Genomic DNA, 13,648 nt, shown 5'->3' with positions numbered 1-13,648 from the left:
TCCAGCGGCTTGGCCGCTGGATTTTTTCTCTGGCCGCATGGCCTAGTTTCTGTTGGTCAGGAGTGGGCGACTGCTTCGTCACCTTCCGGCGTCGGCTCGGCTTCGGCCGTGTCCTTGTGGCGGGCCTCCTTGGGCGAGATCAAGGTGTAGAACATCGGCACCACGAACAGGGTGAAGATGGTTCCCACCAGAATGCCCGAGAAGATCACCAGACCCATCGAGTAACGTGCCGCAGCACCCGCGCCGGCCGCCTTGATCAGCGGAACGACGCCGAGCGCCATGGCCGCCGTGGTCATCAGGATCGGACGCAGACGGGTCTTGGCCGAGGCGATGATTGCCTCGCTCCGCGACAGCCCGTGCTCCTCGCGCTGCTGGTTGGCGAACTCGACGAGCAGGATGCCGTGCTTGGTGATGAGACCGATCAGCGTGATGAGGCCCACCTGGGTGTAGATATTGAGCGTACCCAGTCCCAGGTTGAGCGGCACGATCGCGCCGAAGATCGAGAGCGGCACCGACATCATGATGATGAGCGGATCGCGGAAGCTCTCGAACTGAGCCGCCAGCACCAGATAGATCACGACCACGGCCAGCGAGAACGCGATCAGGATGGTGTTTCCTTGCTCCTTTTCGAGGCGCGACTGGCCCGAATAGTCGACGAAGAAGCCGGAAGGCAGCAGCGGCTTGGCGATCTCTTCGATCGTCGCAAGACCATCACCCGTGGTCACGCCCGGCACGGGCAGAGCCGAGATCGTCGCGGAGTTCAACTGGTTGAACTGCTCGATCGAGGCCGGGGACGCATTGGTCTTGATGTCGACCACCGCCGACAGCGGCACCATGTCGCCGGTGATGCTGCGGACGAAGAACTGTCCGAGCTTCTCCGGGTTATTGCGGAACTGGTCCGGCACCTGGGTGATGATGTCGTAGCTGTTCGAATCCCGGTCGAACTGTGCAATCGAACCGCCGCCGACCAGAAGGCCGAGCGTTGAGCCGATGTCACGCACCGGGATGTTGAGCGCGGCCGCGCGGTCGCGATCGATGGTGATCGTCACCTGCGGTGCGTCGAAGGCCAGCGAGTTCTGCACGATGATGAACCGGCCGGAGGCTTGCGCCTTCTGCTTGATCTCCTCTGCAACCTCGTAGACCTGGCTTGGATCGCCCGTCGACTGGATAACCATCGAGATCGGCAGGCCACCGCCGGCGCCCGGCAGCGATGGCGGGGCGAAGACCAGAGCCTGCGCGCCAGCCACCGGTTTGAGGCGGTTCTGGATGTCCTGCTGGATCTGCTTCTGCGAGCGGCTGCGGTTGGCCCAGTCCTTGAATGCCCAGACGGAGAAGCCGGTGTTGGTCTGCCCGCCCATGCCTACGATCGAGAAGTTGGCGCGCAGCTCCGGCAGATCCTTGGTGAGGTCGCGGATCTGGCCGGCATACAGGCTCGTGTAATCCGTCGTCGCATAGCGCGGCGCGGTGATGAGCGAGAACAACGCGCCCGCATCTTCTTCCGGCGCCAGTTCGCTCGATGTCTTGAAGAACATGAAGCCGGTGACGGTCATCAGCGCCACCACGATCATCAAGGTCACCGGGCGATACTTCAGCGAGCCCGAGACCAGTTTCTCGTAGATATTGGCGAGCCGATCGAAGGTCCGGTCGACAAATCCCTGGAACCGGCCATGGCCGGATTTCAGGAGGCGCGCCGACATCATCGGCGTGATGGTCACGGCAATGAAGCCGGAGAGCACGACCGCGCCGGCGAGAGTCATGGCGAACTCGCGGAACAACGAGCCGGTGAGACCGCCGGTAAAGGCGAGCGGCGCGAACACGGCGGCGAGCGTGATCGTCATGGCGACGACCGGCCCGAAGATTTCGCGCATGCCCTTGAAGGCCGCGTCCATCGGCGTCATGCCTTCTTCCATATGTCGGTGGATGTTCTCCACCACCACGATGGCGTCGTCGACGACCAGGCCGATGGCCAGCACCATTGCCAGCAGTGACAACAGGTTGATCGAGTAGCCCATCGCCAGAAGCAGGAAGCAGACGCCGATCAGCGACAGCGGGATGGTCACCACCGGCATGATCACCGAGCGGAACGAACCCAGGAAGAGCAGGATGACCACAACGACGATGGCTACTGCCTCGGCGATGGTCTTGAACACTTCCTCGATCGAGGCGCTGATGGTTTCGGTCGAGTCATAGACCTGCGTGATGGTCATGCCCTCGGGCAGGCTCGACTGGATGGCCGGCAGTTCCTTGATGACGGCAGACGCCGTGTCGAGCGGGTTGGCCGACGGGGTCGGGAAGATGCCGATGAAGGTGCCCGGCTTGCCGTTGAAGTTAACGACGGTGTCGGTGCTTTCAGCGGCTAGTTCCACCTTGGCCACGTCGCGCAGGCGAACCACGCCGCCGTTCTCGGAGCGCAGCGGCAGGGCGCCGAAGGCCTCGGGCGTCTGCAGCGTCGAGCGCATCGTGATCGACTGGGCGACATACTCATTCTTGGTTTTGCCGGGAGCTGCCAGGAAGTTGGACGAGTTGATCGCCCCCAGAACCTCCGACGCCGTCAAGCCGCGTGCGGCCAGCTTGATCGGATCGATCCAGACGCGCATCGAGTAGTTGGCCGCGCCCAGAATCTGGACTTCGGCTACGCCCTGGATGGTCGAGACGCGCGGACGAATGACGCGCTCGATATATTCCGTGAGCTCTTCGGAGGTCATGTTCGGATTCTGCATCGCCAGATACATGATCGCGAACTGCTGGCCGGTACCCTTGACGATGGTCGGGTCCTTGGCGTCGGTCGGCAGCTGGCTCTTCACCTGCTGCACCTTCGACATGACTTCGGTCAACGCAACGTCCGGGTTCGAGCCGAGCTTCATCTGCACGGTCACGACGCTGGCCGAGGGGCGGCTCTGCGAGGTGACGTAGTCGATGTTCTCCGTCGTCGAAACGGCGGAGGCGATCGGAGCGGTGATGAAGCCCTGGATGAGGTCCGGGCTCGCGCCCGGATAGGCGGTAGTGATGGTGATGACCGTTTCATCAACCTTCGGATACTGACGCACCGTGAGATTGAAGATGCCCTGGAAACCCAGGAGCAGGATCATGAGCGCCACGACCGTCGAAAGGACGGGGCGGCGGATGAAAATGTCTGAAAAGCTCATTTAGAGGCCGGCTCCGGTTGCGCCGGATTGGCGGGATTGATTGTGTTGTCGATGGCTACGGGCGCGCCGCTGGAGAGGCGATTCTGGCCGGCTGTGACGATCCTGTCGCCGGGCTGCAGGCCGCTCAGGACCTCGACCAGGCCGTTGGAGCGGCGGCCGGTCTTGATGAAGACCTGTCGGGCGACAAGTGCCTCCGGCTTTGCCGGCTCGGCCGCTTCGGCGGAGGAAACTGCGCCTTCCGCCGCGGGCTTCGCTTCGGACTTGCCCGCCGCAGCCTGCTGTCCATTGGCATCCTTGTCGGCCGGACGGATGGCGAAGACGTAGTCACCGTAAAGGCTGCTGACCACGGCGGTCTGCCCCAGCGCGATGACGTTGTTTTCTTCCGGCAGCAGGACCTTGGCCTGTACGAACTGGCCCGGGCTCAGCTTGCCCTCGGGGTTGCTCACCTCGGCGCGAACCTTCACCAGGCGCGAAACCGGATCAATCTTCGGCTCGATGCCGATGATCTTGCCCGTGAACGGCATGTCCTCGCCAGTCAGGCCAAAGCGGGCAGGGCCTCCGATTTTCAGGAGGTTGAGCTGCTGCTCAGGCACTGAGAAGTCGACATACATGGTCTCGAGATCCTGCAGCGTGGCCACGATCGTGCCCGGCGAGACATACTGACCAATGTCCACCTTGCGGATGCCGACGGTTCCCGAGAACGGTGCACGCAACTGCTTCTGATCGAGCAATGCCTGCAGCTTGGCTACCTGCGAAGTCGAAGCTTGAGACGCTGCGCGAGCGGAATCGACCGCCACGTCCGAGCCGACGCCGCGCTTCTGCAGCACGGAGGCGCGCTCCAACGTCGTCTGGTCAAGCCCGGCCTGCGTCTTGGCGGCGGCCAGGTCTGCCTGCTGGACTGCGTCGTCGAGCTGAACCAGGACCGAGCCGGCCTTGACCTGCTCATTGCCGGCGAAGCGGATTTCCTTGACGATGCCGGCGTTCTCGACGGTCAGATCAACGCCTTGCGACGCACTGACCGTACCGAGCGCCTCGATGCTTGGCGTCCAGGTGACGGGCTCGACCGTTTGCGACGACACGGTCGTCGTCGGCACCGGCATATTGGCGAAAAACTGCTTGATGGCTTTGTCGCGGAAAATGTTGAAGCCGACGATCCCGCCGCAAACCAGCACGAGGAAAATGAGGGCGATTATGAAGCGCTTAATCATGTGCGGCACCGAAATCGAGGATGGGCTTGGGGTGTTGAGGCGGTCGTCTTCATCGCTGAACCGTTAAAACCAACAAGGCGGTTGAAAACTGGGGCGCATTTACTGTACCGTCTGGACGGTATTGTCAATTGCGTCCCGGAGTTCATGATGACGAATGGCAAGGTCACGGCCCGACAAAAAATCCTTGCCGCCGCTGCCGAGGCGGCGCGCGATGTCGGCCCTGCGCATCTGTCGCTTGACGCCGTGGCCCAGCGCGCCGGGGTTTCCAAGGGCGGGTTGCTCTATCATTTTCCCAATAAGGCCAAGCTGTTGGAGGCGCTGGTTGAGTATCACTTAAACGTGTTCGACCAAGCTCTGTGCGAAAAGGACAAGGAACTGCAGGGCAGGCCGAGCAGCTTGTTGGCGGCCTATCTTGAGCTTTTCATGGCCGATCTTGATCAATGCCAGCCGCCGCCTTCGGGCATCCTGGCGGCCATGGCCGAAAATCCAGGGCTTTTGGCACCGGTCAAGCAATTCAATCGTACTTTGCTGGATCGGATGAAGGTGGGGGCGGAGAGCGAAAGCGCAGCGCTCGTCATCTTTCTGGCGCTGGAAGGCATGCGCAGTCTGCGTCTCTTCGATGTGGACGTTCTTACACCCGAAGAACAGCAGAAAGTGCTGGCTTCGTTGGCCAAGATCGCGGCGGCCAAAGCCTGACGTCCACGACGGTTGCAGCGACAGCTTCCGACAGTCATCGCTGCAGGGTATCAACTCGACTTCACATTATAGTTATATCGGCCAAGCGCGTCGGCTCGGCCGCTCCTAATCAATCATGCGGCGTCGATGCGCTTGCTCAGCGCGCTTTCCTGAAGACGGCGCCAGGCATCGTTCATCACGTCGCGCGCAGCCATGGCCTCGACCTGCGTCAGCGCCGCGAGGACATGATCGCCAAACATGGCGGGTTCGTCGTTGTTAAGATCCCACACGGTCCAAGTGTCCGTGGGGTCCATGATGACGTCGTATCGGTCTTGTGTGCTCATGGGGAGCATTGGGCGCCGATTCCCTTACACGAATTTCAATATCCACAGTGGCATTTGATGCAAATGCCGGGAGTCCAAAGGATCTCTCGACCCGAAGCAGGCCGGAAAACATGCTGGGAGCCCGCTTTTCAGGTGGGCTCCCAGCATGGCGCGTATGATTGTGACAATCGTCCCGACGTTCAGGATCTCTTCGTCTTGTCTGACTCAGCGCGAGCAACAATGGCATCGTAGACGGCCAGTTCGGCCTGGTCGATCGATGCGACGGCATAGTCGATCGCCAGCGACGCCTCCGCTTCCAGTGCCTTGGCGTGGTTTTCGGCGTGCTTGACGTCCTTCTCGTGCTTCTTCTCGTCAATCCTAGCCTTGAGCGCCGCCTTATCCGCGGCGATTTTCGCCTGCAGCGTCTTCCATTTATCGGCGAGGGTGTTGCCGACGGCGTGCATGTCCTGATTCACTTTCGCTATCGATGCCTCCACGGTGGCGCGGGATTTCTCCCTTCGAGCGACGATTTTGTCGTGAGCTTCCTTTTGTGCCGCGGCAATATGGTCTTCGGCATCTTTCGCGTGGGCAGACATCTCAGCGAGGCTTTCGGAAAGCGGTTTGACCATGATCGTTCTCCCTGGTGGGTTTAAGGTTCCAAGGAAGAGATGTAACGCGCCGCATTACCGCTAAAAGAGCCGGCCCCGTTCACAACTATGCAGCGGCGGCCAACATGGTGCCTCCACCGGTTAGGGATTCGCTGGCGAGTGGACGCGTCAGCAGTCGGCGGCGATAGCCGATGCTCGTGCGCTGGTGAGAGTTTCAATTTTGGAAACGGCGCCGGAAACCGTTTAACAGCCAGTCGCAAAACTGGCGGAGAGGATGGGATTCGAACCCACGAGAAGCTTTTGACCTCTACTCCCTTAGCAGGGGAGCGCCTTCGACCACTCGGCCACCTCTCCGGCGCTTCGCTGGATAATGAAAAGGACGCGGACAAGCAATAAGCTATCGCGACGATTGGCGAAAAAAAGCGCAACAAAGTGCGGAAAGGTCGCGGGCAGCTCTCGGGCAAGCCTACGATGTCGGCCCGAAGGCGGATTTTCGGCCCAAAATTCTCGAATCGTGCGCATGTTCGTTCACCGACTTTGTCGAATCTCGACGTCAATGCCACCGACCGGATGAACAGCCGCCGAGGTTCGGGGGGTGAGGTGAGGGGGCTCTCAGCTCGGCATCGCCCTATCGAGGAATGCCGCAATGCGTTTCGGCAGATCGCCGGTTTCGAGCAAGGGCGCATGGCCTTGCCCGGCCACAGTCACGGTTTCGATGTCGGGGTGGCGGCGCGCCATCTCCGCTAGTGTTTCTATGGAAAGCAGTCTGGAGTTCTGGCCCCGGATCGCAAGAATGGGCACATCGCAAAGTGCATCGAATTGTGGCCAGAGGACCGGCAGCGGCTGGCTCATGTCCATTTCGGATATGGTTCTCAGCAAGGCCGTGTCGAAGTCGAGCACAGGCTTGTCGTTCTCTTCGCGATAGATGGCGGCGACGAATCGGCGCCAATCCTTTGCCGTGAGTGCGGGGAATGCTCGGCCATGCACTTCCCGCTGGATCGCTACGGCGTCGTCGATATCCTTCGGCTTGGGCGCGTTTTCGAGATAGGCGCGGATGTGGGCAAGCCCTGCGCCCTCCACCACGGGGCCGATATCGTTGAACACGATGGCCGCAAGCACAGCCGGACGCATGGCGGCTAGGGCGTGAATGATCAGTCCGCCGCGCGACGTACCGATGAAAGCGGCGCGCTCGATCTCGAATGCATCGAGGCCGGCCAGAATGTCGCCCGTCTCGACGATCACATTGTAGTTCTGCCAGTTCTTGTCATAGGCGGATTGCCCGCGCCCGCGATAATCGAAGGCGATGATCTTGCGCGGCGTCTGGGCTCGCCGAGACAGGTAAAGCGCGAGGTCATGGAAGTCGCGCGCGTTGCGCGTCAGCCCGGCCAGGCAGACGACGGGCGGTCCGTTGACGATGTTCTCGCCATATATCCGCGCATAAAGCCGTAGCCCGTCCGTCGATGTGTAGTGGAAGTCGGAAAAATCCTGTTTGGCGAGCATTCAGGTCCTCTTCGCGGGCAACAAACCAAATATTCTCAGCGCACTCTTTTTCATAGGCCGAAAGCCAACGGCATCAACGGCCGTTGACCAGATCGCCGGCAATGTCGAACTTGCCTGAAAGGCGCATCTTGTAGACCTGATAGTTCTCCATCACGCGCTGGATGTAGCTGCGCGTTTCGGCAAAGGGGATTCGCTCGATCCAGTCGACGACGGTATCGACGTCCTTGCCGCGCGGGTCGCCATAGCGATTTACCCATTCCTGCGCCCGTCGCGGGCCCGCATTGTAGCCCGCAAAGGTCAGCACATAGGAACCGTTGAAACGGCTGAGCTGCTCGCCAAGGACGGTGGCACCAAGCGCGGCATTGTATCCGGGGTCAGTGGTCAGCCGCATTTGGGAGAAGGGCAGGCCGGCCTTCTTGGCTGCTTCCTTGGCTGTGCCGGGCAGCAACTGCAAGAGGCCGCGTGCGCCGGCGCCTGATACGGCGGAAACGTTGAATTCGCTTTCCTGCCGCGCAATGGCATAGGCGAGCGCCTTGCCGGCGCTGGAAATATTGGCGGAAGCCGGGATCACCCCGAGCGGATGCGCCAGCGCGCCGACATCGATGCCGCGCGAAGCGGCGATCTTGCCAACCTTCAGGGCGAGGAAGTGGTTGTCGCGCTTCTCTGCCATCACGGCCAGCAGCGCCAACTCGCCCGGGCTGGTCAGCTGTGCGGCGAGGTCGCGATAAAGTGTGTCGGCAAGGCTTGGGAAATTGGCCTCTTCCAGGCGCTTGATGGCATGGACCGCCTCGCGCTGATTGAAGTTGCGGCGATCCGCATCACTGGGTACCGGATAGGCTACCTTGACTATGCCGCGGCCGATGCGTTCTGCGGCGAGCTGGCCGTAGAAGGTAGTGCCCAAGGCTGCTGCACGCTCGAAATAAACCTTTGAGTCGCCTGGCGCGCCTGCCTCGGCAGCGCGTCCAAGCCAGTAATAGCCGCGAGCGCTGGAAATGGCGCCATCGGCAAGTCCGGCGACACGTGCAAAATGCGTGGCGCCGGTCTTGGCATCCTGAAGTCCGCGGAGGGCATACCAGCCGGCATGGAACTCGGCGTCGACAGCGTTCGCCGGGCTTTCCGCGGCATGGGCGGCAACGATGCGGTAGGCGGTCTTCATGTCGCCCTTGTCGACGAGCTCGCGCGACAGGACACGCCGCTCTATCCACCACGCATCGGGATCGACAAGCGCGGCCTTGTCCTTCGGCGCCTGCAGCATCACGGCGGCAGCTTGTTCGATGTTCTTGAGGCGTCGCAGATATTTCGCCTGCGCGAACATATAGCCAGCCGAACGCTGCTTGGCGGGCACAGCATCGAGAAGTTTTTTGGCGTTGTGATCGCCCTTGATCACGGCGCTCCACGCCTGGGCCAGCGCCTCGGCTCCGGCGAGCTTCGCCACGCGCAAGGCCGAGTTGACGCGATGGGCATAGAGCATTCGCTCCATGCGGAAGCGATGATCAGCAGCGGGAACGATTGCACCGAATTCCTTGATGATCGCCATCTCGTCCTTCGGTTCCAGCTTTTCGCTGCGCCAGAACGGAGAGAGCACGGCTTGCGCGGCCTTCACATTATCGAGGGCGACTTGCGAGCGGGCGAGGATGATCACGCCTTCGGCGGTTTGCGGCTGCGTGTCGCCAAAAGCGTTCACCACAGTTCGCGGATCGGGGTTCTCCCGGAAAAGCGCGCGTTCGCTGTTGCGCCGCAAGGCGGCCATTCCAGGCCAGCCGGGCAGGGCCTGCGCGGCAGCGGCAATCTCGCCGCTGGGCACGGCCTCGCCACCGCGCAATGCGATCGCCCAGGCAAGGATGTGCCGGTCGAGCGAATCTTGTGGCAGGGTGTCGCGTATCGCACGCGCACGGGTGACGTCTCGCGCACCAAGGGCCTCGAGCCCGCTCCTGAGAACGGTTGTGTCGCCCACGGCGATCGAGCCGGCATCGACAAAGGCGCCGGGACGGGGCGGGATCGCGGCCGTCGTCTGGGCGTCGACAGTTGCGCCAATGGCGCCAGCCGGCGCCATTGCCATGATCGCACCAATCAGCGCGAAGCGGTGTCGTCTTTTGGCTCGCATGCGAAAATCCGTGTCCATACACGATACATCTGGGAGCGGGTTGCCGAAAGCCTAGTCGCCGTCGGTGAAAAGTAGGTTAACGAAAGGTTATCGTGATCGGCTTGCAGCGCGCGTGTGCCGGCACCATCTGCCACGTCAAGACTATGGTGCGCCGCCGCGTTTTCAGATAGAAAGCCGCGACATCAAATAGGGACTGCGAACCATAGGTCGCGGAAAGAGTTGGAACACATGCTCAGAGGCTCGATGACTGCGCTCGTAACGCCGTTCCAGACGGATGGCGGATTCGACGAGAAAGCCTTTCGGGCCTTTGTCGAGTGGCAGATAGCCGAAGGCACCAAAGGGCTGGTTCCCGTGGGCACGACCGGAGAATCGCCGACGCTCTCGCATGACGAACATCGCGATGTCGTGAGGAGCTGTGTCGAGGTCGCCAACGGTCGCGTTCCCGTCATCGCCGGCGCCGGTTCCAACAACACGGCCGAAGCGGTCGGACTGGTCGAGCATGCTGAAATGGTTGGCGCGGATGCGGTTCTGGTCGTGACGCCCTATTACAACAAGCCGACACAGCGTGGCCTCTACGAGCATTTCGCGACGGTCGCTCGATCGACCAAGCTGCCGATCATCATCTACAACATTCCCCCGCGCTCGGTGATCGACATGTCGCCGGAGACGATGGGCCGCCTTGCACACGACTTCCCCAACATCGTCGGCGTTAAGGATGCCACCGGCAAGGTCGAGCGCGTTTCCGAGCAGCGCCTGACCTGCGGCAAGGATTTCATCCAGCTTTCCGGCGAGGATGCATCCGCGCTCGGCTTCAACGCCCATGGCGGTGTCGGCTGCATCTCCGTGACGTCCAATGTCGCTCCGCGCCTTTGCTCGGAGTTCCAGGAGGCGACCCTCAACGGCGACAAGGAACGCGCGCTGGAGATTCAGGATCTCCTCATGCCGCTGCACAAGGCCATCTTCCTCGAGCCGGGCGTTTCCGGCGCGAAATACGCGCTGTCGCGTCTGGGTAAAGTGGAAAACGTGCTCCGTTCGCCGCTGATGACCGTCGAGGCCGCGACGGCCGAGCGGATCGAGGCGGCTATGAAGCACGCCGGACTGATCAATTGACGCGGGTTTGCCGCGCTGCGTACCGATGAATCATAAGAAAGCCGATCCAAACAACAAGATTGCCGCCGAAAACCGCAAGGCGCGGTTTTCCTATGAGGTGATCGACACGATGGAGGCTGGCCTCGTGCTCACCGGTACGGAGGTCAAGTCTCTGCGCCAGGGCCAGGCCAACATCCAGGAGTCCTACGCCTCCGCCGAGGATGGCGAGATCTGGCTGATCAACTCCTACGTGCCCGAATATCTGCAGGGCAATCGCTTCAACCATGAGCCGCGCCGCCGCCGCAAGCTGCTGCTGAACAAGCGCGAGATGGCGCGGCTGCAGCAGTCGGTGGAACGCGAAGGCATGACCATGGTGCCGTTGAAGATCTACTTCAACGACAGAGGTCGCGCCAAGCTGCTGTTGGCCATCGCCCGCGGCAAGAAGCTGCACGACAAGCGCGAAACCGAAAAGCAACGCGACTGGAACCGCGAGAAGGGTCGCCTGCTCAAGGAGCGTGGTTAATAGAGGCGATTTAGCTGTAGCTTGCCTGTTGTTTATCGGTGCAGGCAAGCTACCTCTCTCTAGCGCCAAAGAACGGAATTGATTTAGCGAAGACGGCTGTTCATCTTCTTCTTTGGGGAGGGGATGAAATGCGGATTCTTTTAGGCTGCTTCTTGCTTTTGGTAAGCTCTGCCGTGGTCTTTGCTGATGAGGCGATCGAGGCCTACGTTAAGCGGGTTCAAGCGCACATAGATCAAGTAAGGCACAACCCGACGATCAGCCAAGCAGCTCATCGGCAGGATTCCAGAGATATTCAAGTCAACTTCACCGTGTTTCCCAACGGTGAAATAGGTGATGTAAAAATCGGCCAGAGTTCGGTCTCTCGAGAGCTCAACGCACTTATCGCGCGGTGCTTCACTGGTTTGCCGCCTGTGAGTGCAGTGCCGAAAAAGTTTGCCCCTCAGCGCTTTTCGGTTGTGCTGAGCTTGGGCGGCAATCCGCACCAGCAGTGAGGCGGTTACTCGCCAAGCTCAGTGACTATTTTGCCTGCCCGTCCAACTCGGCGCGAATCTGCCTGAAGACGTCCATGAACATCTCTTCGGTCAGGCGGCCGGTATTGGTGTTGTAGCGCGAGCAGTGATAGCTCGAGAACACGGTGAATTTGCCGATCTGCTGGCGTCCGCCATGGCTGAAAGGGTGCGCCGTCACCCGGCCTCCAAGCGCCCGCACCGTGGACTGGTGGGCGATGGTGCCGAGGGTGAGTACGACTTCGAGGTTTCTCAGGCGTGCCAGATTGAGGCCGAGGAACCTTCGGCAGTTGTTGATCTCCGAGCCGACCGGCTTGTTTTCCGGTGGCACGCACTTCACCGCGTTGGTGATGGCGGTCGAGATGAGTTCAAGGCTGTCGTCGGGGCGTGCCTCGAACTTGCCGCGCGCGAGGCCGAAGCGGATCAATGTGCTGTAGAGCAGGTCGCCGGCATAGTCGCCGGTGAAAGGCCGGCCGGTGCGATTTGCACCGCGCACGCCGGGTGCCAGCCCGACGATCAGGAAGCGGACGCTATCCTGGCCCTCGGGCGGCAGGAATGTCGGAACGGGCCCGTTGAACCATTGCGGCTCGCGTTCGCGCCATAAGGCTATGAAATCATGCAGGCGTGGGCAAAGCGTGCAGTCGTGCGGCGGTTCGACATTCAGAGGCAGCATCAGAAGTCGTCGCCGTCCGCTTCTGGCTCAGTCGCTTCGGTCTTGCGTACCGGCCGCTCGGACGGGTCGCGACCGATCTCGCTCTTCAGCGTCATGAGGTCGATGAAGTGGTCGGCCTGCCGCCGCAGGTCGTCGGAGATCATCGGCGGCTGCGAGGCCATCGTGGAAACCACGCTCACCTTCTTGCCGCGCCGCTGCAGCGCCTCGACCAGCGTGCGGAAATCGCCGTCGCCCGAGAAGATCACATAGTGGTCGATCACGTCGGACAGTTCCAGCGCATCCACCGTCAACTCGATGTCCATGTTGCCCTTGATCTTGCGCCGTCCGGTCGAGTCGGTAAACTCCTTGGCGGGCTTGGTCACCACCTTGAAACCGTTGTAATCCAGCCAGTCTATCAATGGCCGGATCGAGGAATATTCCTGATCTTCAACCAAAGCCGTGTAATAATAGGCACGCAGAAGATAGCCACGCTTCTGGAAGCTCGAAAGCAACTTACGATAGTCGATATCGAAGCCGAGCGAGCGCGAGGTAGCGTACAGATTGGCACCATCTATAAAGAGAGCAATCTTTTCACGCGGGTCAAACATGTGAAGTATCCTTTGGGGAATACGCAATTCCCATTAAAAACGCGCAGCCCGCCTGCGGAGTTGCCTATTCCAAATCAATTTTGCAACTAATTTTCCTAAAATGCGTATTCGACGATAGCACCCCGAACTCGTACTGACGATAGGGTAGATAGAGGGGATCCATTGTTCGCCTTTTGGTTGCTAGGAATGGAGCTTCGAAGGAGGCGTTAGAGCTTTCCTGCTTGTTTTTCGCCGCTGTTCGGGTTATTGACCGCGCCTGTTTTCCACTACATCTGCGTATGAAAGGGGCAATCCATGGCCCGCGTAACCGTTGAAGACTGCATCGACAAGGTCGACAACCGCTTCGAGCTGGTGCTTCTGGCCGGCCATCGCGCCCGGCAGATTTCCCAGGGCGCCGCGATCACCGTTCCGCGCGACAACGACAAGAACCCGGTCGTCGCGCTGCGCGAGATCGCCGACGAGACGCTGTCGCCGGGCGACCTCAAGGAAGACCTGATCCACTCGCTCCAGAAGCACGTCGAGGTCGACGAGCCGGAGGCCGATGGCCAGGCGCTGACCGACCAGACCGATGCTGCCGTGTCGGCTGTCGAAGAGGATCGGGAAGAAGAGAACATCACCTTCGACCGCATGAGCGAAGAAGACCTGCTCGCCGGCATCGAGGGTCTGGTTGCGCCCGAGAAAAACGACGATTTCTGATCGTTTGCGT

At 60.9% G+C, this 13,648-nt stretch carries 13 protein-coding genes and 1 tRNA gene; 5 read left to right on the top strand and 9 right to left on the bottom strand.

The genetic code is table 11. From position 1 onward, the window contains the following. Positions 1–56: 56 nt before the first annotated feature. Together M2281_RS03005 and M2281_RS03000 are read right to left on the bottom strand one after the other, a co-directional pair. Positions 57–3,146, bottom strand: coding sequence for an efflux RND transporter permease subunit (locus tag M2281_RS03005; RefSeq protein ID WP_280819607.1), 3,090 nt, complete (start codon positions 3,144–3,146; stop codon positions 57–59). Then, positions 3,143–4,354 (bottom strand): efflux RND transporter periplasmic adaptor subunit, encoded by a 1,212-nt coding sequence (locus M2281_RS03000; RefSeq protein ID WP_280819606.1) that lies wholly within the window; start codon positions 4,352–4,354, stop codon positions 3,143–3,145. Before M2281_RS03000 ends, M2281_RS03005 begins: the two co-directional genes overlap by 4 nt. Before the next feature lie 147 nt (positions 4,355–4,501). On the opposite strand from M2281_RS03000, the gene M2281_RS02995 reads away from it, so the two are divergent. Then, positions 4,502–5,050 (top strand): TetR/AcrR family transcriptional regulator, encoded by a 549-nt coding sequence (locus M2281_RS02995; RefSeq protein WP_280819605.1) that lies wholly within the window; start codon positions 4,502–4,504, stop codon positions 5,048–5,050. A 113-nt stretch (positions 5,051–5,163) separates the two neighbouring features. Here the strand turns inward: M2281_RS02995 and M2281_RS02990 are convergent, their stop codons facing one another. The 5 genes from M2281_RS02990 to M2281_RS02970 all read right to left on the bottom strand — a co-directional run bounded on the left by M2281_RS02990 (position 5,164) and on the right by M2281_RS02970 (position 9,564). Beyond that, entirely contained in the window at positions 5,164–5,373 is a 210-nt protein-coding gene (locus M2281_RS02990; RefSeq protein WP_280819604.1) for a hypothetical protein, read from the bottom strand. Positions 5,374–5,552: 179 nt separating this feature from the next. Then, the gene (locus M2281_RS02985; protein WP_280819603.1) at positions 5,553–5,981 is read right to left on the bottom strand and encodes a hypothetical protein; all 429 of its coding nucleotides are present in this window, start codon (positions 5,979–5,981) and stop codon (positions 5,553–5,555) included. Between the two features lie 242 nt (positions 5,982–6,223). Further along, positions 6,224–6,314: transfer RNA gene (locus tag M2281_RS02980), tRNA-Ser, on the bottom strand. Positions 6,315–6,572: 258 nt separating this feature from the next. Beyond that, a complete protein-coding gene (locus M2281_RS02975) occupies positions 6,573–7,460 on the bottom strand; it encodes an alpha/beta fold hydrolase (RefSeq protein WP_280819602.1) in 888 nt (295 codons plus the stop codon). Between the two features lie 73 nt (positions 7,461–7,533). Next, positions 7,534–9,564: a lytic transglycosylase domain-containing protein gene (locus tag M2281_RS02970; RefSeq protein WP_280819601.1), complete on the bottom strand. Its 2,031-nt coding sequence runs from the start codon at positions 9,562–9,564 to the stop codon at positions 7,534–7,536. Positions 9,565–9,792: 228 nt separating this feature from the next. Between M2281_RS02970 and dapA the strand changes: the two genes are divergently transcribed. The 3 genes from dapA to M2281_RS02955 all read left to right on the top strand — a co-directional run bounded on the left by dapA (position 9,793) and on the right by M2281_RS02955 (position 11,667). After that, positions 9,793–10,674 (top strand): 4-hydroxy-tetrahydrodipicolinate synthase, encoded by an 882-nt coding sequence (gene dapA, locus M2281_RS02965; protein ID WP_280819600.1) that lies wholly within the window; start codon positions 9,793–9,795, stop codon positions 10,672–10,674. Positions 10,675–10,699: 25 nt separating this feature from the next. Further along, complete coding sequence (gene smpB / locus M2281_RS02960) at positions 10,700–11,176, top strand: SsrA-binding protein SmpB (protein ID WP_280819599.1); 477 nt, start codon at positions 10,700–10,702, stop codon at positions 11,174–11,176. A 128-nt stretch (positions 11,177–11,304) separates the two neighbouring features. After that, complete coding sequence (locus M2281_RS02955) at positions 11,305–11,667, top strand: hypothetical protein (protein ID WP_280819598.1); 363 nt, start codon at positions 11,305–11,307, stop codon at positions 11,665–11,667. A 25-nt stretch (positions 11,668–11,692) separates the two neighbouring features. Here M2281_RS02955 and M2281_RS02950 read toward each other — a convergent pair whose 3' ends face one another. Both M2281_RS02950 and M2281_RS02945 read right to left on the bottom strand, forming a co-directional pair. Continuing rightward, a complete protein-coding gene (locus M2281_RS02950; RefSeq protein ID WP_280819597.1) occupies positions 11,693–12,355 on the bottom strand; it encodes a uracil-DNA glycosylase in 663 nt (220 codons plus the stop codon). After that, the gene (locus M2281_RS02945; protein WP_280819596.1) at positions 12,355–12,942 is read right to left on the bottom strand and encodes an NYN domain-containing protein; all 588 of its coding nucleotides are present in this window, start codon (positions 12,940–12,942) and stop codon (positions 12,355–12,357) included. The genes M2281_RS02950 and M2281_RS02945 overlap by 1 nt, the downstream gene beginning before the upstream one ends. 294 nt (positions 12,943–13,236) lie before the next feature. On the opposite strand from M2281_RS02945, the gene rpoZ reads away from it, so the two are divergent. Continuing rightward, positions 13,237–13,638: a DNA-directed RNA polymerase subunit omega gene (gene rpoZ, locus M2281_RS02940; protein WP_280819595.1), complete on the top strand. Its 402-nt coding sequence runs from the start codon at positions 13,237–13,239 to the stop codon at positions 13,636–13,638. Positions 13,639–13,648: the final 10 nt, after the last annotated feature.

The sequence above is a fragment of the Pseudaminobacter soli (ex Li et al. 2025) genome (genome assembly GCF_029892515.1).
GTDB lineage: Bacteria > Pseudomonadota > Alphaproteobacteria > Rhizobiales > Rhizobiaceae > Pseudaminobacter > Pseudaminobacter soli_A.
The sequence above is the reverse complement of the archived record's forward strand: the minus strand, read 5'-3'. Positions and strand labels throughout refer to the sequence as shown.